The organism is Paenibacillus sp. AK121, assembly GCF_019042715.1.
Classification (GTDB): Bacteria; Bacillota; Bacilli; order Paenibacillales; family Paenibacillaceae; genus Paenibacillus; species Paenibacillus polymyxa_C.
On the sequence record NZ_JAHPJM010000003.1, the window covers coordinates 105,078 to 127,483 of the forward strand.

19 protein-coding genes are annotated in these 22,406 nt (G+C 45.8%); 2 read left to right on the top strand and 17 right to left on the bottom strand.

All coding sequences use genetic code 11. From position 1 onward, the window contains the following. Positions 1-61: 61 nt before the first annotated feature. The 8 genes from KSP24_RS06755 to KSP24_RS06790 form a co-directional block, all read right to left on the bottom strand. Positions 62-844 (bottom strand): STM4013/SEN3800 family hydrolase, encoded by a 783-nt coding sequence (locus KSP24_RS06755; protein WP_216974773.1) that lies wholly within the window; start codon positions 842-844, stop codon positions 62-64. Further along, positions 844-2,178: an STM4014 family protein gene (locus KSP24_RS06760; RefSeq protein WP_216974774.1), complete on the bottom strand. Its 1,335-nt coding sequence runs from the start codon at positions 2,176-2,178 to the stop codon at positions 844-846. The genes KSP24_RS06755 and KSP24_RS06760 overlap by 1 nt, the downstream gene beginning before the upstream one ends. Before the next feature lie 67 nt (positions 2,179-2,245). Then, on the bottom strand, positions 2,246-3,088 hold the full coding sequence (locus KSP24_RS06765; protein ID WP_013371568.1) for an STM4015 family protein: 843 nt from the start codon (positions 3,086-3,088) through the stop codon (positions 2,246-2,248). Positions 3,089-3,311: 223 nt separating this feature from the next. Beyond that, entirely contained in the window at positions 3,312-4,778 is a 1,467-nt protein-coding gene (locus KSP24_RS06770) for an efflux RND transporter periplasmic adaptor subunit (RefSeq protein WP_216974775.1), read from the bottom strand. Between the two features lie 71 nt (positions 4,779-4,849). After that, positions 4,850-6,367, bottom strand: coding sequence for a DHA2 family efflux MFS transporter permease subunit (locus KSP24_RS06775; RefSeq protein WP_016822117.1), 1,518 nt, complete (start codon positions 6,365-6,367; stop codon positions 4,850-4,852). Positions 6,368-6,382: 15 nt separating this feature from the next. Continuing rightward, complete coding sequence (locus tag KSP24_RS06780) at positions 6,383-7,036, bottom strand: HlyD family secretion protein (protein ID WP_013371571.1); 654 nt, start codon at positions 7,034-7,036, stop codon at positions 6,383-6,385. A gap of 358 nt (positions 7,037-7,394) precedes the next feature. Then, entirely contained in the window at positions 7,395-8,207 is an 813-nt protein-coding gene (locus KSP24_RS06785; RefSeq protein WP_040103531.1) for a hypothetical protein, read from the bottom strand. A 20-nt stretch (positions 8,208-8,227) separates the two neighbouring features. Beyond that, the gene (locus KSP24_RS06790) at positions 8,228-8,686 is read right to left on the bottom strand and encodes a flavodoxin (RefSeq protein WP_016822119.1); all 459 of its coding nucleotides are present in this window, start codon (positions 8,684-8,686) and stop codon (positions 8,228-8,230) included. A gap of 449 nt (positions 8,687-9,135) precedes the next feature. On the opposite strand from KSP24_RS06790, the gene KSP24_RS06795 reads away from it, so the two are divergent. Then, entirely contained in the window at positions 9,136-9,999 is an 864-nt protein-coding gene (locus KSP24_RS06795) for a class I SAM-dependent methyltransferase (RefSeq protein ID WP_013371574.1), read from the top strand. An 8-nt stretch (positions 10,000-10,007) separates the two neighbouring features. After that, on the top strand, positions 10,008-10,754 hold the full coding sequence (locus KSP24_RS06800; protein WP_013371575.1) for an RluA family pseudouridine synthase: 747 nt from the start codon (positions 10,008-10,010) through the stop codon (positions 10,752-10,754). 93 nt (positions 10,755-10,847) lie between these two features. Here KSP24_RS06800 and KSP24_RS06805 read toward each other — a convergent pair whose 3' ends face one another. The 9 genes from KSP24_RS06805 to KSP24_RS06845 all read right to left on the bottom strand — a co-directional run bounded on the left by KSP24_RS06805 (position 10,848) and on the right by KSP24_RS06845 (position 22,208). Continuing rightward, the gene (locus tag KSP24_RS06805; RefSeq protein WP_216974918.1) at positions 10,848-12,350 is read right to left on the bottom strand and encodes a DHA2 family efflux MFS transporter permease subunit; all 1,503 of its coding nucleotides are present in this window, start codon (positions 12,348-12,350) and stop codon (positions 10,848-10,850) included. After that, positions 12,334-12,819 (bottom strand): MarR family winged helix-turn-helix transcriptional regulator, encoded by a 486-nt coding sequence (locus KSP24_RS06810; protein WP_013371577.1) that lies wholly within the window; start codon positions 12,817-12,819, stop codon positions 12,334-12,336. The genes KSP24_RS06805 and KSP24_RS06810 overlap by 17 nt, the downstream gene beginning before the upstream one ends. A gap of 217 nt (positions 12,820-13,036) precedes the next feature. Continuing rightward, positions 13,037-13,507: a MarR family winged helix-turn-helix transcriptional regulator gene (locus tag KSP24_RS06815; RefSeq protein WP_013371578.1), complete on the bottom strand. Its 471-nt coding sequence runs from the start codon at positions 13,505-13,507 to the stop codon at positions 13,037-13,039. A 275-nt stretch (positions 13,508-13,782) separates the two neighbouring features. After that, entirely contained in the window at positions 13,783-16,245 is a 2,463-nt protein-coding gene (gyrA, locus tag KSP24_RS06820; RefSeq protein WP_216974776.1) for a DNA gyrase subunit A, read from the bottom strand. Between the two features lie 22 nt (positions 16,246-16,267). Continuing rightward, positions 16,268-18,247 (bottom strand): DNA topoisomerase IV subunit B, encoded by a 1,980-nt coding sequence (gene parE, locus KSP24_RS06825; protein ID WP_013371580.1) that lies wholly within the window; start codon positions 18,245-18,247, stop codon positions 16,268-16,270. Between the two features lie 98 nt (positions 18,248-18,345). Beyond that, positions 18,346-19,335 carry an ABC transporter permease gene (locus tag KSP24_RS06830; RefSeq protein ID WP_013371581.1) on the bottom strand — a complete coding sequence of 330 codons (990 nt, stop codon included), beginning with the start codon at positions 19,333-19,335 and terminating at the stop codon, positions 18,346-18,348. Next, positions 19,328-20,404, bottom strand: coding sequence for an ABC transporter ATP-binding protein (locus tag KSP24_RS06835; protein ID WP_013371582.1), 1,077 nt, complete (start codon positions 20,402-20,404; stop codon positions 19,328-19,330). The genes KSP24_RS06830 and KSP24_RS06835 overlap by 8 nt, the downstream gene beginning before the upstream one ends. Further along, positions 20,404-21,351 (bottom strand): GDSL-type esterase/lipase family protein, encoded by a 948-nt coding sequence (locus tag KSP24_RS06840; protein WP_013371583.1) that lies wholly within the window; start codon positions 21,349-21,351, stop codon positions 20,404-20,406. The genes KSP24_RS06835 and KSP24_RS06840 overlap by 1 nt, the downstream gene beginning before the upstream one ends. Before the next feature lie 176 nt (positions 21,352-21,527). After that, positions 21,528-22,208 (bottom strand): TIGR00266 family protein, encoded by a 681-nt coding sequence (locus KSP24_RS06845; RefSeq protein ID WP_016822128.1) that lies wholly within the window; start codon positions 22,206-22,208, stop codon positions 21,528-21,530. Between the last annotated feature and the right edge of the window lie 198 nt (positions 22,209-22,406).

Below are 22,406 nucleotides of genomic sequence, written 5' to 3' on the forward strand. Positions count from 1 at the left end.
CTTCCTCGCGCTGGATTGGATTCTTGATCATTTATCAGTGCAAACTACTTTTCTTTTTGTCCTACAGTATAAAATCGCGGTAAGGCACATTCCACACTACCTCATGCGCCAGACGATGCCCTTCGTAGCCGTCTTCGCCATAAGCTGTACCATGATCGGAAAAAGCCATGCAAAACGTCTTGCCACGCTTACGCAAAGCATCAAACAAGCGTCCAAGTTCACCATCCACATACCGCAAAGCTGCTCGTTGAGACTCTACTGAATCTTTTGAAGAGCCCTTTACAAAATAATGATTAGGCCCATGGATTGCTGATACATTCAGAAACAAAAACAAGCGCTGTGCAGGGTCTGCCTTTTCCAACAGCTTCAAGGCATGATTCACCTGATGCTCTGTTGAACGAGGGTTGGTAACGCCAAAGTTCATGCGCCAGTAGCTCTCTTGAAAATATCCGGGCAGCACCTTGGCCAGCTTGTTCTTCTTCGTGAAAAAAATAACGCCACCGATACAGATCGTCCGATAGCCCTCGTTCTCCAGCCCGGACACAATGTCCGGAGCATCGAACAGCCAGGTATGTGGATGCGTTCGCAATCCCGTATCCTTTGTGTGAAACAGCCTGATATGTGAAGCCTTATCTGTATTGGCCGGAGTCGGTAAAAATCCGCCAAAAAAAGCATGGTGTGCAGCATATGTAAAGCTCCCTGGTGTATGGCGCTTTTCCCACGACCCGGAGCCGCATAAATTCGGGCAGTTTTCTTCCTCCAGCTTGGCTACGTCATAACGCAGGGTATCCAGTGTAATCATGACAATATCATGAGAGCCGACAATTTGATTCATATCAGTCATTATCTGTCTTTCCTTTCCAAAACTACGCTCCTATTAGCAAGGTGCAGCATTTCCCATTCATATGGATTCCAACCCTGATACTCAACCCGATACAGTAAATCACCGAACGGATTAACATCCAATACATAGGGACGACCACCGTGAGCTGGAACGAGCACATCCAGTCCAGCAACCATAGATGACGGAAAAACCCTCATGGCGGCTTTTGCAGTATGCTGGACCGATTCTACCGTATTCTGTGGTAGTCCGGCTTCCTCTAGCGAGAGTCGCTCATTACGCAAATGTAGATTTGTAATGGGGCTGTGACTCAAACGTAAAACCGCATGACAAGCTTCTGATTCACACACGAGTTGACGCACATCATAAACACGTCCGTTCAGGGTCGCTTTGGGAATCCAGCGTTCCACATGTACCCCTTCCAAACATAGCCAGTTAAGGATGGCATGAATGTCCTGCTTGTCTGTATAACGACGCAATCGTCCGGCATTATAATACACACGCTGTCCGTGTATGATCTCTGTTCCAATCGTAGTTACCGCCAGCTCTGCATGTGTCTGGGGATGTACCTGATATGCCATGACACCAGAAGCACCTGACCCGCAAAATATTTTCACAAATACGCGGTGAAACCCACTCTTTTTCATAGCTGTATGGAGATCGACAGCATCACGAAAAGCACCGCCTGAAGCTGTAAGCACAGGCGGGACCCTGATGTCTGCCTGGTCTAATACGGCGCTACAACGCCGTTTGTCAAACATGACGGCTACTTCCGCAGGATCGTTCATCCAGCGCGACGAGGGCCAGAGCCGATCTACTTCATGCCGCAGCCAAGCCAGCAGACGGCAATAGCCCCGGAACCATTGTGCCGGGTGCCAAATGCGACCATGCTGCTCCTGCAAACGGCGCGCTTCTGCCGCCAGTATACCTGTGCCATGTGCCCATTCCGGCCATGGCAACAAAGAATCGTCTCCCTCGGCATCCGGGGCGCCCAGAGCAATCAATTCCCGCTCTACCTCAAAGTTTTCGCCCGGTGCATCCAGACGTAGCAACGGGCCACTGTCTACCCGCCCTGCCAGTAATTGATCAATGCTCTCTTGCACATGGACACTGCCATTCACGCTATCTTGCGCAGCTTGTGCAGCTATCCTGACCATCAGTTCACTCAGACTGTGCTTCTCTCGAATGGCCCCCAACACATCTGTATAGGAAACCTCCAGAGCTGGCGGAAGCATTAATCTGCTTCGTGCTTTCTGCAGCCCCGTAGTTCGACGATTCCCCGAATTACCGAACAAGATAAACGGCTCGTTGACATTACTATCCCACATCTTCATCATAGAGCCGCCTCACTTTTATTCTTTTTAATTTTAAATTCAATCCGTTTTAGAAATCCATTGGAGCAAATTACTCTGTCAGTGATGGATAGCGCCAATCATCTTCTTCATCTGCTTCTTGTTGATCTTCTACGTTCACAGATAAACCTGAGTTTTTCCAGCGTTCCATCATTTCACTAGACATATAATGATAGCTCAAATCCAGATGTTTTAGCCCTTTTATACTTTCACTAGCCAGCAGCGCTTCTGCACCTTGATCAGACAATGTACCTTGTGAGAGATCTAGCACTTCCAGTTGTCCAATCACAGGGGCATTAGCAGCAGCAATGGCAATTTCATCCTGTATCTCACTGTCTTTGAGTCCCAAGTATGTAAGTTTGGGAAAAGGATTGCTGTCCAAAAACGGTAAAATATCTTCCAGTTTACCGTCAAAACCATAATCCTCGACACCCAAATACAGCTCCAGCTTACGCAGTTCAGGCAGTTCGGCATTACGGATTTGCTGAAGGACGCTCACAGGCAGACCGCCACAAATAATAACCAATTCTTGAAGATGATTATGGCGAAGTGGTTCCAAGCTCAGATCCTGGCTTCCTTTAATATGTAAGGATTCAAGCTTTGGAAACGCTTCTAACAGCGGCGACAGATTCGTTTGGTTAATCCATGATACCTCACACTCATCATATTCCATATCACCAATAAACAGCTTGCGCACCTTAGGAAATTGATCTTTCAGCTTCACTAACACCGGTATAAAATCATCTGGTGAGTTTTCATAGGCGCCTCCCCAATCTCCGATGATCAGATCCGTAACTTGGGCACTCTCCGGCTTGGCTGCCAGTTCCTCAATAGATTTAGCCATCGTTTGGCCATTCTCATAAGCTTCATAATCTACAACCAATTTCACTTCCATCTCACAATTCCTCCGATCGCTTGTCTGAGATCTCGTAAACTATCTATTTCCAATTTAGTCTATCCTATTCTACCAATGTTCGTCAAAAAAAGTCCCAGATCGACATTAATCCTATGTAAAATGTGCAAATGAAATAAAAACAAGACAGCCCACTTACGGGCTGTCTTGGGATGTATCCATAATAAATTTCTACTATTATAAAGAACGCAAGTTTAGAACCAAGTTATTGGGTAATTGTAATCGGTGAGTTATCGGACAGCAATGCCAGATTATTCACGATCACATTCTCTTCCTTGCTCAAGCCACTGGTAATGAGTGTTTGTGAACCTGTCGTTTGAACAGTCTTCACTTCCTTGCGTTTCGCATGGTCGCCGTTTACCACATATACATATTCTTTACCTTGATCCTTTTGCACTGCCGCAGTAGGAACAACAATACCTTCTTGCGCATTGGCAGCGACAAAGCTGATATCAGCCAACATGCCGGATTTCAGTTTCATATCTGGATTGGCTACTGAGATTTTTACAGGATAGCCTTTTCCGCTTGCATCCAACGGGCTTACATTTTTGACTGTACCTGTTGTTACAATGTTGGAAGCTGCAACACGAACCTGTACCTTGTCACCTGCTTTTACATTGTTGATCTGTTCCGCAGGGACATAGATCAATGTATTGACCGTACTCAGGTTAGCAATGACAAGCGCAGGAGACTGAGCGGATACCATTTCGCCCACTTCTGCATTTTTCGTACCCACAATACCGTTGATCGGTGATGTAACAACGGTGTCATCCAATGCATCCTGAGCAATGTTTACATTCAGTTGTGCCTGCTTAAGAGATTGTTGGCTAGACTCGATGCCAGCCGTATTTTGAGATACTTTAAGTTGATTTTGCGCATTGCTGTAGCCGCTGTTAGCATTACTGTAGCTATTTTTTGCTGTATCATAGCTGTTGCGGGCTGTAGTTAGGGCCTTTTGAGCCGCTATCAATTGATCTTTTGCATTAGCCTGCGCATTTTGTGCATTATTATAAGCCGCTTCCGCATTCACAACTGCGGTTTTTGCTTGTTCTAATTGTGCTTGGGTGCTCGCACCAGCATCAAACAGACTTTGTGTACGGGTTACATTCTTTTGTGCATCTGCCAATGCTTGCTGTGTTTGTTTCACCGTATTGGCTGCCGAGGAGACACTATGTGTCGCTTGTTCTACGGCTGTAGTTGCTTGATTAATAGCTCCCTGAGCCTGATTGATTGCACTTTGGGATTGAATCACACCGCTTTTGGACTGCACTAAGCCCGAAGTTGCTTGAACCATCGTTGATTCATGGGATGCTTGAGCGGTGCTTACGCCTGCTGCTGCTGCTGCTGCGGCGGCACGGGCTTTTGCAACATTGTTACGCATATCCTTATCGTCAAGCTTGAATAGTACTTGACCCTTTTTAACCTCAGAACCAATATCCACAGGCAGCTCAACCACTTTACCGCCTACTTTAGGCACAATATTGACTGTTTCCGAAGGAGTTACCGTACCTGTATAAATATTGCCCTGTCCGATAATCCCCTGCTGTGCTTGACTAATTTTAACCGGTACGACCATGTCCTGAGCCGCTCCGCTATTACTGGAGCAGCCTGCCAGCACTGCGCCGCCGAGGACTAAAGCCGCTAATGTACTTTCTACTCTCAATATTTTCATGATAATTCCCTTTCTTTCTGTCCGTGGAAATAATGTAAGCCATCCAGTCGATATTTTTGTATTTCTCTTTTTTAAGCTTCCGGCTGTGTCTTTGCTTTCTTCCTCTGAATAAACAAAAAGATGAGTGGAATCGTGCAAAACAGCGGTATAGATGAAATGAGGAACGTATCCCCAATTCCTCTCGATGTAGCATCCAGTGTGATTAAACTACTTATGGATGACATCCATGAGCTACCCAATGTCGCTTGTAGCGTATGAGCCGAGTCTTGTGTAATGGACTCCGAAATTTGCTGGGCATGGGCAGCTGAACGGCTTTGCATAATGGCGGTCAGTACCGCAATCGCCATAGATGCAGCCACGGTACGTACCAGATTGGACGCTGTAGACGCATTGGCTACCTTGCTCGGATGAACAGCATTCATGCCGACCGTGGACAATGGCATCATGCAAATACCAATTCCCAGACCCCGTAATGCCATTACGGTTTCCAACCAGGCATGCGAAGTATCTGGCGTAAGCTGATGAAGATGATAGGTCATAAAGCTGGTTAACGTCAGGCCCACAAGTCCCAAAGGCACAATGCCGAACTTATCGAACAGCTTCCCGGCAATAGGCATCATCGCCGCCATGGCAATGGCCTGTGGAATGAGGATAATACCAGTATCAATCGGTGACACGCGCTGAATATTTTGCAAAAACAACGGTGTTAGGAACGTTCCTCCGTACATCCCCATCATGACCAGACTGGAGGCGATAACACTAATCGTATATTTTGAATTCTTGAATAATGAAATTTCAATTACAGCATTATCCTTGCCACTTTCTACATAGATGAGAAAGACAAGTGCCCAGAAAGAAATAAACAGCAGAGATACAATCCCAAAAGAAGTCCAGCCATCACGCTGGCCGTTTGTCAGTGCGTACAAGAGTGTTCCTGCACAGGTTGCCGCCAGTAAAAATCCTGGCAGATCAAACGGTTTCGGCGTAACCTTAGGCGGCTCCTTGATGAGAAGGATGACCATTAAAATGGCAAATAAAGCAACCGGCAGACTGACAATAAACAAGAAACGCCAGTTAAACCATTCAATTAAGTAGCCACTCAGCGTAGGCCCTACAGCTGGTGCGGCCATTGCAGCGATCCCCCATATACCAAGGGACATCCCGATTTGTTCACGCGGCATAATTTTGTAAATAATCGTCATACTCAGCGGCATAATGACACCGCCGCCCAGACCAGCTAATACACGCGCTGCAATCAGGGAAGAATCACTCCATGCAAAAATACATATTCCTGTCCCCAGCGAGAACACGCTGAGCGCAAGAATCAAAAACTTTTTGTATCCGATACGCTGCTCCATATATCCGGTAATCGGGACGATTACGCCGGATGCAAGCGTGTAACCTGTAATAACCCACTGAATACGTGTCGTCGTTGACCCTAAATCCGTCGTCAATCGTGGAATGGCGACATTGATCAGACTGTTGTTCAGAATGGCGACAAAGGCGCCTAAAACGATAGCAAAAAAGGCAAGCCAGCGTTCTTTGGAAGAATCTGTCGAAGGAGCAGCAGCAGTTTCATTGGCAGCCACATGGACCCCTCCTTTTTAAGATGTATGAATTTTTACTTCCACGTTCGTTCCAGGGATAAGCTTCATGTCCTTCGGCTTGTTCACAGCAATTTCTACAGGTACACGTTGAGTCACCTTATTAAAGTTACCACTTGTGTTCACAGCAGGAACGAGCGAAAACACTGCATTGGAAGCTTCGCCCACTTTACGAACCTTACCCTGAATGACCTGATCGCCTGCTGCATCAAGCGTAATGTCAACAAGCTGTCCTGGTTTAATACGGTTAATATCGGTTTCTTCAATATTCGTGGATACATACAGGTTGTTCATATCAACCATAGTCGCTACAGCACTACCCGGTGTTCCAATTTCATGTTCTTTCGAATAAATCTTAATAACAGTTCCGTTAATCGGCGCACGCAGCACAGACTTGCTAATCATGCTTGCATCCAGTCCTGATACATCCTGTTCGGCAATCGGTTCATTGCGTTGCAGCACATCGCCTTCTTCAACATCAATGTGGCTAATCTCACCGGAAATTTGCGGCATCACCTTATACTGATCGGCTTGAATGCGCGCATCGTCACTTTTAACAAAGTGTGTTGCCTGATACCAATAATAGTAGCCAATAGCTCCACCACTCAGAATGAGCAGCACGATGAGAATCGGCAATACAGTTTTCTTACTCACTTGTTCCACCCCTGTTGTCCAAAAAATTTTTATTATTCAACGCTAATATTTTAAAATTGAAATATTAGGGCATTAAACCAAATCTAGAGCATAAATAAACACATGGCAGCAAGCCATGCACAAGACAGGACTTATTTATGTACGTAGGACAAGCTGATCCATAGTCCACAAACCGTCTTTATTATATTTAAATATTTTCATATAACTATTGTACATTGAAATATTATAGATATATTTATCTATTCAGGCAATATAAATTTTCAGTTTTTTCAGAATTTTTTTTCACAAAAAAGAACCTTGTTTCCAAGGCTCTTTCATGAAAAGGGATAGTTTACATTTAAAGGTTCACACAATAAACCTAAGAGAAAAGCGTAGGTCCAAATGACCGATCCCTACAGTTTTTCGCCTCTCGCTCTTCCTTTTTGTCCTTATTCGCTCTGTTCTGCTGAGAACCTTGCTGCCCCATACATCCCCTACAACGACAGCGTTCTGCCATCCCATGCATATCCTCTCTGGAGTCTTTTAATAGTCGTACGTAATCCAAAGATTGCTGTAAAGAAGCCGAGCCAGGAAGAAAACGAACCTTCTTGCCTTCTAGCAGACAGTATACTTCGATAAGCTGAGGAAGAGCTCCAAATGCATAGTAACAAAATACATTTGTTAAATGTTGAAAAGTACTAATAACGTTAGGGTTGTAGTCCACCATATACTTTTGAATCAGTAATGAATCTGCTTGTTCTGATTGTTGCCAGGCTGCCTGAATAATCAGCGAAATGTCGACCTCCAACTCAGGCACCGCTGTACAAAATTGTTCATACAACATCACAGGCACCAATAAGTCATTATTTAAGGCACATATTTTTGACAACTCGCCTGACACTTTATTTTTGACATCCCAGTAATGGAACAAGGATTCAAAACTGTTCGACTGCTTAGGCCACCACTTCTCCAGCACATACTGGACAGGGACTTCTCGCCGTACCTCTACTTCCATTCCAAAGTATTCGTTCAGCGCATGCCCTATCGCATATTGAACCCGTTGCCGCCAATTCCAACGCTCACGCCCTCGTTTTCTCTGTGATTGACGGATTGGCTGCGGAGTTCTCCACATCTCCTCAAGCTGATAGTCGTGCAGAAGAGGAAAGCCGCTTAAGCTATCGCTATTGCGCATACCTATCCCTCACTCTCTTCTCAGGACACTCCAATACCAGCCTGCGCAAATTGTCTTCCGTAAGCCCGGCAATTCTCCTTCTCATCATCGAGTGGATTGAATTCAATCTTCAGACTCTCCTGAATGACCGATGCGCCGCGTTCTTTGACTTTTTCCTCTACTAAGTCCACTGCGCCACAGAATTGTGTATAAGATGTATCTCCACTGCCAAATACAGCAGTCTTTTTACCAGACAGATCAAGCTCGTCTAGTTCCTCATAAAAATCTAAAAATTCATCAGGAAGCTCACCATCTCCCCATGTATATACACCCAAAAGGAATCCATCATATGCAAGTAATTCTTGCGCGCTGCAATCATACGAAGCCTTCAACTCCGCCTCATGCCCTGCCTGACGAACACCCTCGGCGATCAATTCCGCGATTTCCTCTGTATTACCGGTCATGCTAGCATAAGCAATCATGATTTTACCCAAGTTCATCCCTCACCTTTATTTGAAATATGGGATGCTTTCATTCCCTATTACTCAAATAATATTTGATAATGATTCTCATTGTCAAATACAAATTTCAATTATCAACTGTATTTTGGTAAACATATACGCAAAAAAGTCGCATTATATGCGACTTTTCACAATTAGAATCTATGGATAGATGTAAAAATATTATGTACGTACAACTGAATCCCCTCTTCACAAATAGAATGAAAATCGGATAGTTGTACGTACAAGTGGGATTGATTTCATTTTAATATGGAAGCGCTCTAATTACAAGTACATCCGAAAAAAATATTTTTGCTCTGTCTAACTACTTACTTATTCATGGAATCATTCGATTGTTGCTAAGGTTTGTTGTACAATAGACTCCATATGGGGATTTTACGCAGCTTACTGCCTAAATCCTGAATTGACTGCTGAAGGATGGATTGTACATGTATGTAGCACAAGAGTGGAAAGACTATGAAGTAATGGATACAGGCGGTGGTGAAAAGCTGGAACGTTGGGGCAATATTGTCCTGCGTCGTCCCGATCCGCAAATTATATGGCCTTTGACCCAGGAAACAGCGGAATGGCGGAATGTTCATGGGCATTATCACCGCAGCTCTTCCGGGGGAGGCCAATGGGATATGAAAAAGCCTATTCCCGAGCGCTGGACGATTAGCTATGGACCGCTTAAATTCCACATTAAACCGACCAGCTTCAAGCATACTGGCCTTTTCCCAGAGCAAGCAGCCAACTGGAGCTGGATGATGGATAAAATTAAAGGCGCGGGCAGACCTATTTCCGTACTGAACCTGTTTGCATACACAGGAGGGGCCACGACTGCCGCAGCGTATGCCGGAGCTAGTGTAGTTCACGTGGATGCCGCCAAAGGTATGGTGCAGTGGGCAAAGGAAAACGTTCAATTGTCCGGTCTGGCTGACCGTCCGGTGCGCTTCATTACAGACGACGTGTTCAAGTTCGTGCAACGGGAACAACGTCGAGGCAACCGTTATGATGCCATTATTATGGACCCTCCTTCTTACGGACGTGGACCTAATGGAGAAACCTGGAAGCTTGAAGAAAGCTTATATCCGTTCCTTGAATCCTGCATGAGCATCATTTCAGATCAACCCTTGTTTATGCTGATCAACTCCTACACGACGGGTATTTCACCTACTGTATTGCGTAACATGCTGAGCATGACGATGCAACAAAAGTATGGGGGCCAAATTAGCGCTGGTGAAATCGGATTGCCGATCACACGCTCAGGATTGAATTTGCCTTGTGGTATTCTCGGACGCTGGGAGGCTTAATTCCTCTTATGAATCAAGATGAACTTACTCGGCAAGAGCATGCACAGCCGAATATTCCCGTACTATATGAGGACAACCATGTCCTGGCGGTTGTAAAGCCTGTCAATGTTCCGACACAGGAGGATGCCAGCGGTGATCCCGATCTGCTGTCTTTACTCAAGGAAGATTTGAAAATCAGACACAATAAGCCTGGTAACGTCTTTTTAGGTTTAGTTCACAGGCTGGATCGGCCTGTAGGCGGAGCCATGATTTTTGCTAAGACGTCCAAAGCTGCTTCTCGCCTGTCAGAGTCGGTTCGAAGTCGTCATTTTCACAAGCTGTATACAGCTGTTCTGAATGGCGTTCCTGCGGCTCTTCAAGGCCGTCTAACCCATTACCTGCTAAAGGACAGCCGTACCAACACGGTCAAAACGGTTCGACCCGGCACGGCCGGTGCCAAGGAAGCCATTTTGGAATACCGCGTTATCGGACAGGCTGCTGGACTCAGTCTTGTGGAAATTAAGCTACACACCGGACGCTCGCACCAAATTCGCGTACAGATGCAGGCAATCGGCTGTCCCCTCTATGGGGACCAAAAATATGGCGGTAATCTGAGCCGTCCTGGTCAACAGCTGGCCCTCTGGTCCTTGCTCGCTGGAGCACCGCATCCGGTCAGCAAGGAAGCGATGAGCTTCCACTCACTGCCTCCCGTCCAATTTCCTTGGAGTGAGTGGCCCTTGTCGCTTTATGAGAAGATGATTACGTCGGAAAATTGAGCAGACTTACTACAAAGAACCCGCACTGCATGTAAACAAACATGCAATGCGGGTTCTCTTTTTTCACAAAAGCAAATTAAAATGTATCCATGCTTATGATGAGGAAGCCACGGTATTCCCCTTCTCGCTGTTGATCAGCTGTTGACGGGAACGAGCGTTTTGTGCATTCGTATTTTTGATGAAAAACGCTAAAACCAAAGCCGTCACGCTCAATAGTGTAGCAATGATAAAAGCCGAGTTAATACCGTAAATCGTAGCTTGATTGCCAGCAGCCAGCATTCCTGCTTTGTCCGTAACGTTCAGTCCTTCAGATGCAACCATCGTGGTTAAACGATTGCTGGTTTGAGTAGACATCACCGTCACTAGAATTGCTGTCCCAATCGAGCCCGAAATCATACGCAGCGTATTGCCCATCGCTGTACCATGGGCATTCAATCGTTGTGGAAGCTGATTCAGTCCGGCCGTTTGGATCGGCATCATCAGCAACGACATCCCGAACATCCGTACCGTATAGTTGATTAAGAGTGTCAAATAGGTGGTTGATTCGGTTAAACGTGTAAATTCCCATGTCGTTACAGTCATGATCAACAACCCAATTACAGACAGCCAGCGCGCTCCAATTCGGTCAAAAATAGCTCCCGTCACAGGAGACATGATCCCCATCAGAATCGCTCCCGGTAACATCAGCATGCCGGACTGGAGCGGTGTAAATCCGCGAATATTTTGCAAATAAATCGGAAGCAATATCATACCAGCGTACAGAGCCATCGTCACAATAACATTAATGATTGTCGTCAAGCTGTACACATCGTATTTAAAGATACGGAACTCCAGCATAGGCTCATCTACCTTCAGTTGTCGGACAATAAATAAAATAAGCGCAATCGTCCCGACGATGAGTGTAGACAGGACTGGAATACTTCCCCAACCTGATGTTCCAGCATCACTAAAGCCGTATAACAGCCCGCCGAAACCGAGTGTAGACAAAATAACACTGAGAATGTCCAGCTTAGGCTTGGATTGCTCGGTTACATTTTTCAGAAAAATAAATCCGATCACAATCGAAATCACGGAAATCGGCAGGATAATCCAGAACAATACTCGCCAGTCATAATGCTGCACTATATAACCAGATAAGGTTGGTCCAATGGCTGGAGCAAACCCCATCGCAAGCCCCAGCGTTCCCATTGCACGGCCACGACGCTCTATTGGGTAAATGTTCAAGATAACGACCATCATTAATGGCATCATAATCCCTGCACCCGCAGCCTGAATAAGCCGACCGATTAGCAAGATACTAAAACTCGGCGCTATTGCACATAACAGCGTGCCGATTGAAAAAATAGTCATCGCACTAATAAACAATTTACGAGTAGAGAAACGGGCAATGAGGAATGCGGTCACCGGGATTAATACCCCGTTTACGAGCATAAAACCTGTGCTAAGCCACTGAGCTATATTGGCATCTACACTCAGATCACTCATCATTTTCGGTAAAGCCACACTTATCAACGTCTGGTTTAAAATCGCAACAATTGCGCCAATCAACAGAGCGGCCACAATGGGTGCTCTGCGGACATTACCTGGTAGTGTCATTTGAGGACTGCTCAAGTTGATTCATTCCCTTCGGTGTTAATTTCATGATCATTTGTTTATGAACATCCAAGAGCAACTCTAGCTGCTCCTTCGGGATGTCCAGAATTGGCAAGACGCGTTCCATCCACATGGCGTCTACCTTTTGCATGATATCTTTTCCTTCTGGCGTAAGCGTCAGTACTAAAGATCTGCGATCATGCTCATGCCGTCCACGAGCGATATATCCCGCCTTGGTCAAGCGGTCAACCACCCCGCTCATAGAGCTGCTTCCCACATGAGCTATCTCTGCCAGCTCGGATAACCCAATATTGGGACGTTTATTTAGAATGGCCAAAGCCATGTGCTGCATCGCCGTCAGATCCAAATGCTGCTCCTCATTCCAGAAAGCATAAAATATTGTCTTGTTAACCTCCCTTACCGATTGAATAATCCGGTACACCTCAAGTCTGTCTTCCTCTCTGTCACTCACTAGAACCATCCTTCTTCCCAATACATATTCTTTACCCATATACACAAACTAGTAACTATTCGTATACGAAATGTTATTTATTTATAACTATTATTTTATCATCTCTTATGTAAATGTCAACATTCCCCCAAATACTACCTATGCTTGAACACAAAAAAGCGCGGAAATGAATACCACGATCGGCATTTACCCGCGCATTTCTATTCGCCTTAGAAAGCTATTCTGCTCGCTCTATTTGTTCCTTTATTCCCTCGTTTTCACTGGCTGATACAGCAGTTTTCGACTTCGTTGTAATTTTCCCCAACAAATAAACCAGCAAATTCTGATTGTGCTGAGATATTCGGTTTAGCGCAGAACCCAGAAAATCGTCCCTGATTTGCAATCCACGCTCCACTTCTTCTCTACCTTGATCTGAAATAACAATCCATACAATTCTACGGTCCTTTACGTCTCTGAACCGGGTGACCAGTCGATTCCGCTCCATCCGATCCAATAGCATCGTAACTGCCGCAGGTGTGGTGGCGAGATATGGGATAAGTTGAGACGGCTTCATGCGGCCGTATTCGTTCAGAACCTCCAACACCGTGAGTTGAGCCTCAGTTAGTGATGGAGCTAGTTGCTGCTCCATATGAACCTTGTAGTCCTTAGCCATTCTGGACCAGATTTTTGCAAATTCGGTCGTTTGCATTTTGCCTCACTCCTTTGAATAACAGGGTCAGTAAAAGCATCAATGTTACCGTATGGGCCACCGTCCGGATTGTATTTCATCACATTAAATTTTCGCCATTTCCCTTCAGTTTCCTGCCGTTTTGGGAGCATCAAATGAAAAGGGGAAGGAAGTCTCACTTCGGATTTGGAGGCAGGTCAAGGTTCGACAGCATGACGGCAAAAAGGTCCTCATTCGTGCCGGAATGGCACGTGAGGACCTCTCTTTTTCGAGCTAAAAAACGCTTGACTTTACAATTATTCTACTGTCTGCGAACTCTGAGGTTCACTACGCGGCAGCACATTTACAATTTCGTCCTTCTTCTCCACAGGAGCCAGCAGCTTGCCTGTATCCTTGCGGTCGGTTAAAGGAGCTTTTTCCGAAAGGAAGGACATCGTCTGCCCTTCTGATGTGATGACAAATAATTGAACAGCTTCACGACAATAGAAAGCAGCCACAATTCGTGTTCCGTTCGAACGTACCCGCTTGCCTTCCTTGAATTCGAAGGTGCTGATTCCTTTACCGCCTCTTCCCTGAGAAGGATAATCCAGCAGTAGCGTACGCTTACCGTAACCGGATTCGGTCAGTACCAGCACCTCTCCTTCATCCTCTTCTACCCATAGTGCTGCGACAATTTCATCGCCTTCCGCCAGTTGTATACCTTTGACTCCCGCTGAAACGCGGCCCATGGCATTAACCTCTTGCTCCTTGAAACGTATGCTCATCCCTGCACGGGTAATCAACATAATATCCTTGCTATTGTCGCTTAACGTTACTGATAGTATCTCATCGTCGCCAGCCACCTTGCAGGCTGCTACAGCACTGGAGCGTTTTGTAGCATACTCCGTAAGTTCTGTTCGTTTGACCTGTCCTTTCTTCGTTACAAACACCAGACTTTTGCCGATTTCCTCCATATTTTTGATCGGAATAACGCTTACGATCCGATCTTCCTTCGCTAGCGAAATGACATTGACAATTGGAGTGCCCGGCTCTTTCCACTTATACTCTGGTACCTGGTGCACAGGCAGCAAAAAGTATTGTCCACGCTGGGTGAAGACGAGCAGCACATCGAGTGTATTCACGTCAAGGAACTGGGTAATGTAGTCCCCTTCTTTAACACCTGAGTTTGAACGTTCCCCGCCAGAGCGAGTGAACGACAGCATACTCGTACGTTTCACATAGCCATCTTTCGAGAGGGTCAGCAACACATCCTCTGCCGCAACCATGACCTCCAGGTTTACCTTAATTTCTTCTACCTCACCCTGTATCTCCGAGCGACGGTCAATACCGTACTTTTCACGAATTTCCAGCAGTTCCTTGCGGATCAGACTGATCAGCTTGCTGTCGCTATCCAGAATAGAACGATATTGAGTAATTTTCTTTTGAATGTCAGTAAGTTCTTTTTCGAGAGTTGTAATTTCAAGATTCGTAAGACGGTACAATTGCAGAGTCAAAATGGAATCCGCTTGTCGTTCACTAAAGCCAAACATCCATTGCAAATTATTTTGTGCATCCTGACGATTTTTAGAAGCTTTAATAGCCGCGATGACCTCATCCAGAATGTTCAGCGCCTTGACTAAACCTTCCAGTACATGTGCGCGATCCTCCGCCTTTTCCAGTTCAAACTTGATACGGTTTGTGACAACCTCGCGCTGGTGAGCTATATACGCTTCCAAAATGGACTTTAATCCAAGCTGGTGTGGTGCTTTGTTTACGATGGCTACCATATTGAAGTTATAAGCCACCTGGAGATCGGTTTTTTTCAGCAGGTATGCCAAAATACCTTCTGCATCCGCTTCCTTCTTCAGCTCGACAACAATACGCAGGCCATTTCGCCCGCTCTCGTCACGAACCTCGGCAATCCCTTCTACCTTTTTCTCCAAACGGATGTTTTCCATAGCGGTTACGAGCCTGGATTTAACAACCTGGTATGGAATCTCTGTAATAACCAGTTGCTGCTTGCCTCCACGCAAAGACTGAATTTCCGTTTTGGAACGGATATAAATACGTCCTTTGCCTGTTCTGTAAGCATCCTTGATGCCTTCGCCACCCATAATGAGTCCGCCAGTCGGGAAATCCGGACCTTTAATAAAGGTCATAATCTCTTCTAGCTCGATCTGCGGCTTTTCCATCACTGCGATGGTGGCGTCAATCACCTCACGCAAGCTATGAGTTGGAATTTCCGTTGCAAATCCAGCTGAAATCCCGCTGGATCCGTTTACCAACAGATTAGGATAACGGGATGGCAGCACAACAGGTTCCTTTGCCGAGTTATCAAAGTTATCCTTGAACAAAACCGTACGTTTTTCGATATCACGCAGCATTTCCATTGCGATCGGAGACAAGCGTGCCTCCGTGTAACGCATAGCTGCCGCAGGATCGTCGTCCTGAGAACCCCAGTTGCCGTGGCCATCCACCAGTACATGGCTCATTTTCCAAGGTTGCGCCATCCGTACCATCCCATCGTAAATAGATGAATCACCATGAGGATGGTAATTACCCATAACGTCCCCAACGGTTTTGGCGGATTTGCGATACGCTTTTTCCGGGGTATTACCCGAATCGTACATCGCGTACAGTATTCGGCGTTGCACAGGCTTTAATCCATCCCGTACATCAGGTATCGCCCGATCCTGAATTATATATTTGGAATATCGGCCAAAGCGGTCACCGACCATTTCCTCCAGATAAGCTGGCAAAAATTGCTCCGATAAGCTCATGTCTACACCTCATTTAATAGCACTACTCTACGTATTCCGTGAAATCCACGTTTTCCACGATCCAGCGCTTACGTGGATCCACCTTATCACCCATCAATGTGGACACACGGCGTTCAGCTTTGGCAGCATCCTCAATCTGAACGCGCAACAGGGTGCGTGACTCGGGATTCATTGTCGTTTCCCATAACTGATCAGGGTTCATCTCCCCGAGTCCTTTATAACGTTGAAGCTCAAAATTCCGTCCAAATTCTTTTAAGTAATTATCAAGCTGCTCGTCAGTCCAGGCATAACGAACCGTTTCGAGCTTACCCGACTTGCGGGTTATTTTATACAATGGCGGCTGAGCAATAAATATGCGTCCTGCATCAATGAGTTCTTTCATGTACCGATAAAAGAACGTCAACAACAGTACTTGAATATGCGCGCCATCTGTATCTGCATCGGTCATAATGATGATTTTGGAATAATTGCTGTCTTCCAGCGTGAACTCAGTTCCTACCCCCGCGCCAATCGCTGCCGTAATCGCACGATACTCATCATTTTTCATAATATCCGCCAATTTTGATTTTTCCGGATTCATCGGCTTGCCCTTTAACGGCAAAATTGCCTGGATTTTGGAATCCCGTCCTTGTTTGGCCGATCCTCCAGCCGAGTCGCCTTCCACGATAAATAACTCATTACGTGTAAAATCCTTAGACTGCGCAGGCGACAGTTTGCCATTCAAATTAGAACTTTCACTGCGTTTCTTGCCAGAACGCATTTCGTCCCGAGCCTTACGTGCAGCTTCACGCGCTTTGGATGCTTGAACTGCCTTTCTGATCAAGGTTTGCGCTATCTGTGGATTTTCCTCCAAAAAGCGCTGCATTTGTTCAGATACGATGGCATCCACTGTACTCCGCGCCGAAGCACTACCCAGCTGATCTTTTGTCTGACCGACAAATTCAACCTCGGCCATCTTGACACTGATTACAGCCATCATACCCTCACGCAGATCGTTACCTTCCAGGTTTTTATCCTTTTCCTTCAACATCGCTGTTTTGCGTGCATAGTCGTTCATGATACGAGTGTAAGCGGTTTTGAAGCCTGTTTCATGCGTACCCCCGCCACGTGTCGGAATGGAGTTAACGAACGAAGCAATCGTCTCTGTGTAGCCGGCATTGTATTGGATGGCAATCTCCACTTCAATGTCTTCTTTCTCGGCATTAAAGTGAATAACATCATGCAATACATCCTTACCCTCATTCAAAAAAGAAACAAACTGACTTGCTCCACCCTCATAAAAATATTCATCTGACTTTCCGCTGCGTTCGTCTTTAAGCTGAATACGAAGGCCGGAATTCAGAAAAGCAATCTCCTGAAGGCGTTCAGCCAGCGTATCGTAGTTAAAATGAATTCCTGACTGAAAAACGCGAATATCCGGTTTAAATGTAATTTTCGAGCCCGTCTTGTTAGTATTGCCCAGCACTTCAAGGCCTGTGGTCGGTTCACCGACATGCTCCACGCCCTTCTTGTCCTGCCAATATTCAAACCGCTGACGATGAATCTTGCCGTCCCGGTAGATTTCCACTTCAAGCCATTCCGAAAGAGCGTTCGTTACAGACGCACCTACCCCATGCAGACCCCCGGACTTTTTATATCCCGAACCGCCAAACTTACCTCCGGCGTGCAAAATGGTGAATACAACTTGAGGCGTAGGAATTCCCATTTTGTGCATTCCCGTAGGAATACCGCGCCCGTTGTCTGATACTGTAACAGAACCGTCCTTATGCATTGTGATATCAATGCGAGAGCAAAACTTGGCAAGATGTTCATCCACCGCGTTGTCTACAATTTCCCATACCAAATGATGCAGTCCCGAAGAACTGGTGCTCCCGATGTACATGCCCGGCCGTTTGCGAACTGCCACAAGCCCTTCGAGCACTTGAATGTCGTCCGCGCCATATTCTGAAGCTCCGTTCTGTGTACCGGAAGCTCCCGCAGACAAGTCGATTTTGTCGACCATTCATGCTCCCCCTTTGTCTAATCGTAACCGTGTTTTGCCTTATTCTTGATGGTTTTCACCAAAAATGCAAACAGATGTTTTCTTTTACCTTGTCCATTTTAATTCAATATATCCCGTTTCGTAAAGACGGCGAATGAAACAATCAACGCCGCAGCCCCCCAAATGCCCAGTACAGCTAAAGAAAACGGCAGGGTCATTCCCTCAATCGGGGCAGGGCTTCCAGATAAATAATCGGTTAATCCGAGGTTAACCATAAATAAATATTTGGCGCTCTGCCAAGATGAAGCCATGTTGGTCAGTATAGTGCCCGAAATGAGCGCGGCCATCATGACCACGATACTTGCAGCTGTACTACGTACCAGAACAGATACCATAAAGGCTAACGAAGCAACCACCAGACTGACAAACCAGATCAATCCGGCTTGCAGCATCAGGTAATGCCATTGTGGAATTGCATGTACAGCAGACAAATCCACCGTCGATCCAACAATTTGAAAGCCGGTAAATACCGGAACATTAAAACCACGAAAACCAAAAAACAAGCCTGATATGAGATAACTAATGACAAATACGGCCAAAATGATGAGCGAAACGAACATATACAGTGTCAGCAGCTTGCTCAGCAGTATTTTCCACCGCCTGACCGGCCGAGTCAGCAACATTTTTATCGTGCCTGTCGTCCGTTCTCCTGAAACCAAGTCCGAAGCAATGGCCATGATCAACAACGGAACGAACAGATTTATGGAGTTATCCATAAACTCTCTGGTAAAAGTGACGCCACTCGGCTCATTAGGATTCACGTCATTTTCCAGATAATATTGCATCTGCTGCACAAAGACCCGACGATAGGTCTTCCATTCTTCGGGAACCCTATCGCTGCCCAGCGAGTTTTGGTTATCGGTAATGGCTTGACGCAGTTCCAGCCGCCAATCATTGCCGAATTTCTTGCGATTGTTTTCTGCCACTTTCATCTGAGCGTACGTAAAAATCGGCACAAGCACAAGCAAAACAAGTAAAATGACATAAAATCGTTTCTTCTTGATAATTTTAAGGGTTTCATTTTGTACGAGCGGTAAAATATTATTCAAGTATCTCACCTTCCGTCATTTTCAGGAATAGTTGCTCCAGTGTAGGATTAATTTTGGTTACACCTTTAACGGAAATACCGGAAGCTGTCATGTGTGCGACCAGCTTCGCAATATGCTCTTCATCCATTTCTGTAAAAATAGCATCGACTCCGCTGCCTGCAACAATGCTGTCATCAATTAATTCATCGACGTTCGTAATGATGTGCACATACGGAGAATTTTGCAATAGGGCAAGGCCTTGATCGCGAGGCTCCAGCTGCCATACAGCCATATGTGAGTGTGTCTCAACCAGTTCCTGTACCCCACCAACAGCCAGCACCTTTCCCCGACTAATAATTGCCACACGATCACATAGCAACTGGATCTCGCTGAGCAAATGACTGGAAACAAATACAGCCATGCCTTCTGCCGCTAACAAACGGATAAAAGCTCTCATCTCTTTGATTCCCTTGGGGTCTAGCCCGTTCGTCGGCTCATCCAAAATGAGTAGCTTAGGTCTGCCAAGCAAGGCTTGAGCTATACCAAGACGTTGGCGCATCCCCAGTGAATATGTACTTACCTTATCATGGATGCGACGATCGAGCCGAACCAACTCAACCACCTCGCGGATGCGCTGTTCATCAACACCAGGCTGCATGCGGGCAAAATGTTCTAAATTCTCCCATCCTGTCAGGTAGCTGTACACCTCTGGATTTTCCACAATAGAACCAATATGCCGTAAAGCCTGCTCAGGGTCACGATTTACATTATGACCGCATACGGTTATCGTCCCTTCCGTAGGCTTAATTAAATCGACCAGCATACGAATAGTCGTCGTTTTTCCTGCTCCATTGGGGCCGAGAAATCCGAAAATTTCACCTGCGCGAACGTCGAACGTTACATCATGAATGATCATTTTGCGTTTAATTCGTTTTTTAACATGCTGAACAGAGAGCACGATTTCATTATTGCTGCTATCTCTGTCTGCGCTACCAACCTGATTGGAGGAATGAAGACTGGACACTGCATTCGTGGATGTCGAATCTTGGGTCACGCCAGCCTCGGTCTTGTCAGCAGATTGGATGCTCATTACTTGTTCCCTCCCTTTTTCGCTTCTGCAGGTTGGCTACTTGTAGACTGTTGATTAGGATTTACATGATCGGTACCCTTCGTTGCGGTAACAGCAAATCCTTGTGCGATACGTTCAGCGATTGCCTGATAGCCTTGTCCGTTGGGATGAAAATGATCGGATGATAAATAGACGGGCAAATTTTGCTCGAATAAATCGAAAGTTGGAACCAGCGTCATGTTACTGTTTTGGTTGGTAATTGCCATGGCAGCCATATTCCATTCAGTTACCACAAGATTACCGGGAATTTTCATTTCCCGCAGATCACTGAATGGATTATACAATCCTACATAGACAATTTTAGCATTCGGATTAATTTTCCCTACCTTTGTTAGCACCTTTTGCAGACGTTTGGCTGCATCAGGCAGAGCTTTGCGCAAACCGCTGAGTGTAGGTGGCTCTTTGCCGGTTTGGGCCGCCTGTGCGCCCTGAAATAAATCATTTCCGCCAATCGAAACTATAATCACATTAGCCTTCTTCAGTACATAAGACACACCAGGCTCATCCAACTTGGTTAATAGTCCTTGAGTCGTCAGTCCATTAATCCCTAGATTATTTATGAGCCGAGCTTTATGTCCTTCCTGATCATTTAACAAAGTCACCGACCGACGCACAAAACCACTTCCGGAGTCATCCCCCGTTCCTTTGGCTAACGAATCGCCAATGGCAGCTACACGCAACTCTTCCGTCTGAGCAGTAGCCGATGGTGCAGTTTGTGTCTGCGATGAACCGGATTGTACAGGTTGAGTACTTACCAATGGCTCTGGAGCCGTAATACTTCGTACTGCTGCAATAAATCCGTACAATAATAGCAGTGTGGCGGCAATGGAAACGGAACCGACAGACCGCCAAATCCATTTTGATGAATTCACTCGTGTTCCCTCCTGATAGCTTGGTGAAATAAACATAAAGCTTCTCCTGTCATTTTGCAAATAAACCGTTCTGGTTCAAGCGAAAATCAATGATTACAATCCCATATAATTTTCCATGAACATACTAAAAAAGGATGGCAAATTCCCATCCTTTTATTATACTTTTTGTGCGAATAGCCCTTCCTCTCATCAGCGGGATTAGACGGAAGGAACTATTTGCTATCAGGGATGAAACTTCTAATCCATTGTCCAAAACTACCCGGATTTCGGCTTTGAATCAGTACCGTTCCTTCACCGCGAAAACGACATACAAGAGCTTCCCCACTCGTTACGCTGGACAACCAGCCTTTAGATGCCTTTTCAATTCTATAATCCATATAATCCGGCCATGCCACTAGATGAGCATTATCAATAATACGCTCCTCTCCTGGCGCGATATAAATGGGGTGAATGGCTCCATACGAGGATAGGAATACTGTGCCTCGGCCACTGATTTCTACAATAAAAAAACCTTCACCGGAGAATAAACCTTTCATCAGGTTTTGCATTTTGGTACTAACCTCAATCCCTTCTGTACAGGCCAAAAAACCGTCCTTTTGGACCAACAGCCTGTACGTGCCATCCAGTTCCACTGCTTGTACATCACCTATGCTTGCGGGGGCTAGCAGTACTTCAGCGGGTCCCCGGGCTGCTCTCAGCTCTTGAAAAAAGAATTTTTCTCCGCTCAGCATTCTGCCTAAACCACGTAACAGCCCACCGTCTACCGTCCCCTTTATATCTACACTGGAAGACATGGAAACCATCGCTCCCATTTCTGCTTTAATGGTTTCTCCGGGGTTCAACTGCACCTTAAGCATCGCAAAAGCACCTTCATGCACGATTTCGTAGCTCATTTGTTCACCTAGCTTTCCAAAAGTAGTCTGTTATCCATTCAGCTTACTGTCATCATACTATAAGCGCGTCCCATATGTCTTTTCTGGGATAGAGAAATGGTTTATGCTTGAAGAGTCATAAGCGACATAAAAAGACCCGCTGAACGTTGTCAGCGGGTCTCTAAATTACGTTTCGTCACTATCTTTTTACAAACAGAA

Coding starts and splice junctions, on each gene's coding strand:
- KSP24_RS06840 (WP_013371583.1), bottom strand. CDS start 21,351: ATGTTTATTTCACCAAGCTATCAGGAGGGAACACGAGTGAATTCATCA.
- KSP24_RS06845 (WP_016822128.1), bottom strand. CDS start 22,208: ATGAGCTACGAAATCGTGCATGAAGGTGCTTTTGCGATGCTTAAGGTG.
- KSP24_RS06765 (WP_013371568.1), bottom strand. CDS start 3,088: ATGGAAGTGAAATTGGTTGTAGATTATGAAGCTTATGAGAATGGCCAA.
- KSP24_RS06805 (WP_216974918.1), bottom strand. CDS start 12,350: ATGACACTACCAGGTAATGTCCGCAGAGCACCCATTGTGGCCGCTCTG.
- parE (WP_013371580.1), bottom strand. CDS start 18,247: ATGGTCGACAAAATCGACTTGTCTGCGGGAGCTTCCGGTACACAGAAC.
- gyrA (WP_216974776.1), bottom strand. CDS start 16,245: ATGAGCTTATCGGAGCAATTTTTGCCAGCTTATCTGGAGGAAATGGTC.
- KSP24_RS06795 (WP_013371574.1), top strand. CDS start 9,136: ATGTATGTAGCACAAGAGTGGAAAGACTATGAAGTAATGGATACAGGC.
- KSP24_RS06815 (WP_013371578.1), bottom strand. CDS start 13,507: ATGCAAACGACCGAATTTGCAAAAATCTGGTCCAGAATGGCTAAGGAC.
- KSP24_RS06790 (WP_016822119.1), bottom strand. CDS start 8,686: ATGAACTTGGGTAAAATCATGATTGCTTATGCTAGCATGACCGGTAAT.
- KSP24_RS06785 (WP_040103531.1), bottom strand. CDS start 8,207: ATGCGCAATAGCGATAGCTTAAGCGGCTTTCCTCTTCTGCACGACTAT.
- KSP24_RS06770 (WP_216974775.1), bottom strand. CDS start 4,778: ATGAAAATATTGAGAGTAGAAAGTACATTAGCGGCTTTAGTCCTCGGC.
- KSP24_RS06835 (WP_013371582.1), bottom strand. CDS start 20,404: ATGAGCATCCAATCTGCTGACAAGACCGAGGCTGGCGTGACCCAAGAT.
- KSP24_RS06755 (WP_216974773.1), bottom strand. CDS start 844: ATGACTGATATGAATCAAATTGTCGGCTCTCATGATATTGTCATGATT.
- KSP24_RS06800 (WP_013371575.1), top strand. CDS start 10,008: ATGAATCAAGATGAACTTACTCGGCAAGAGCATGCACAGCCGAATATT.
- KSP24_RS06760 (WP_216974774.1), bottom strand. CDS start 2,178: ATGATGAAGATGTGGGATAGTAATGTCAACGAGCCGTTTATCTTGTTC.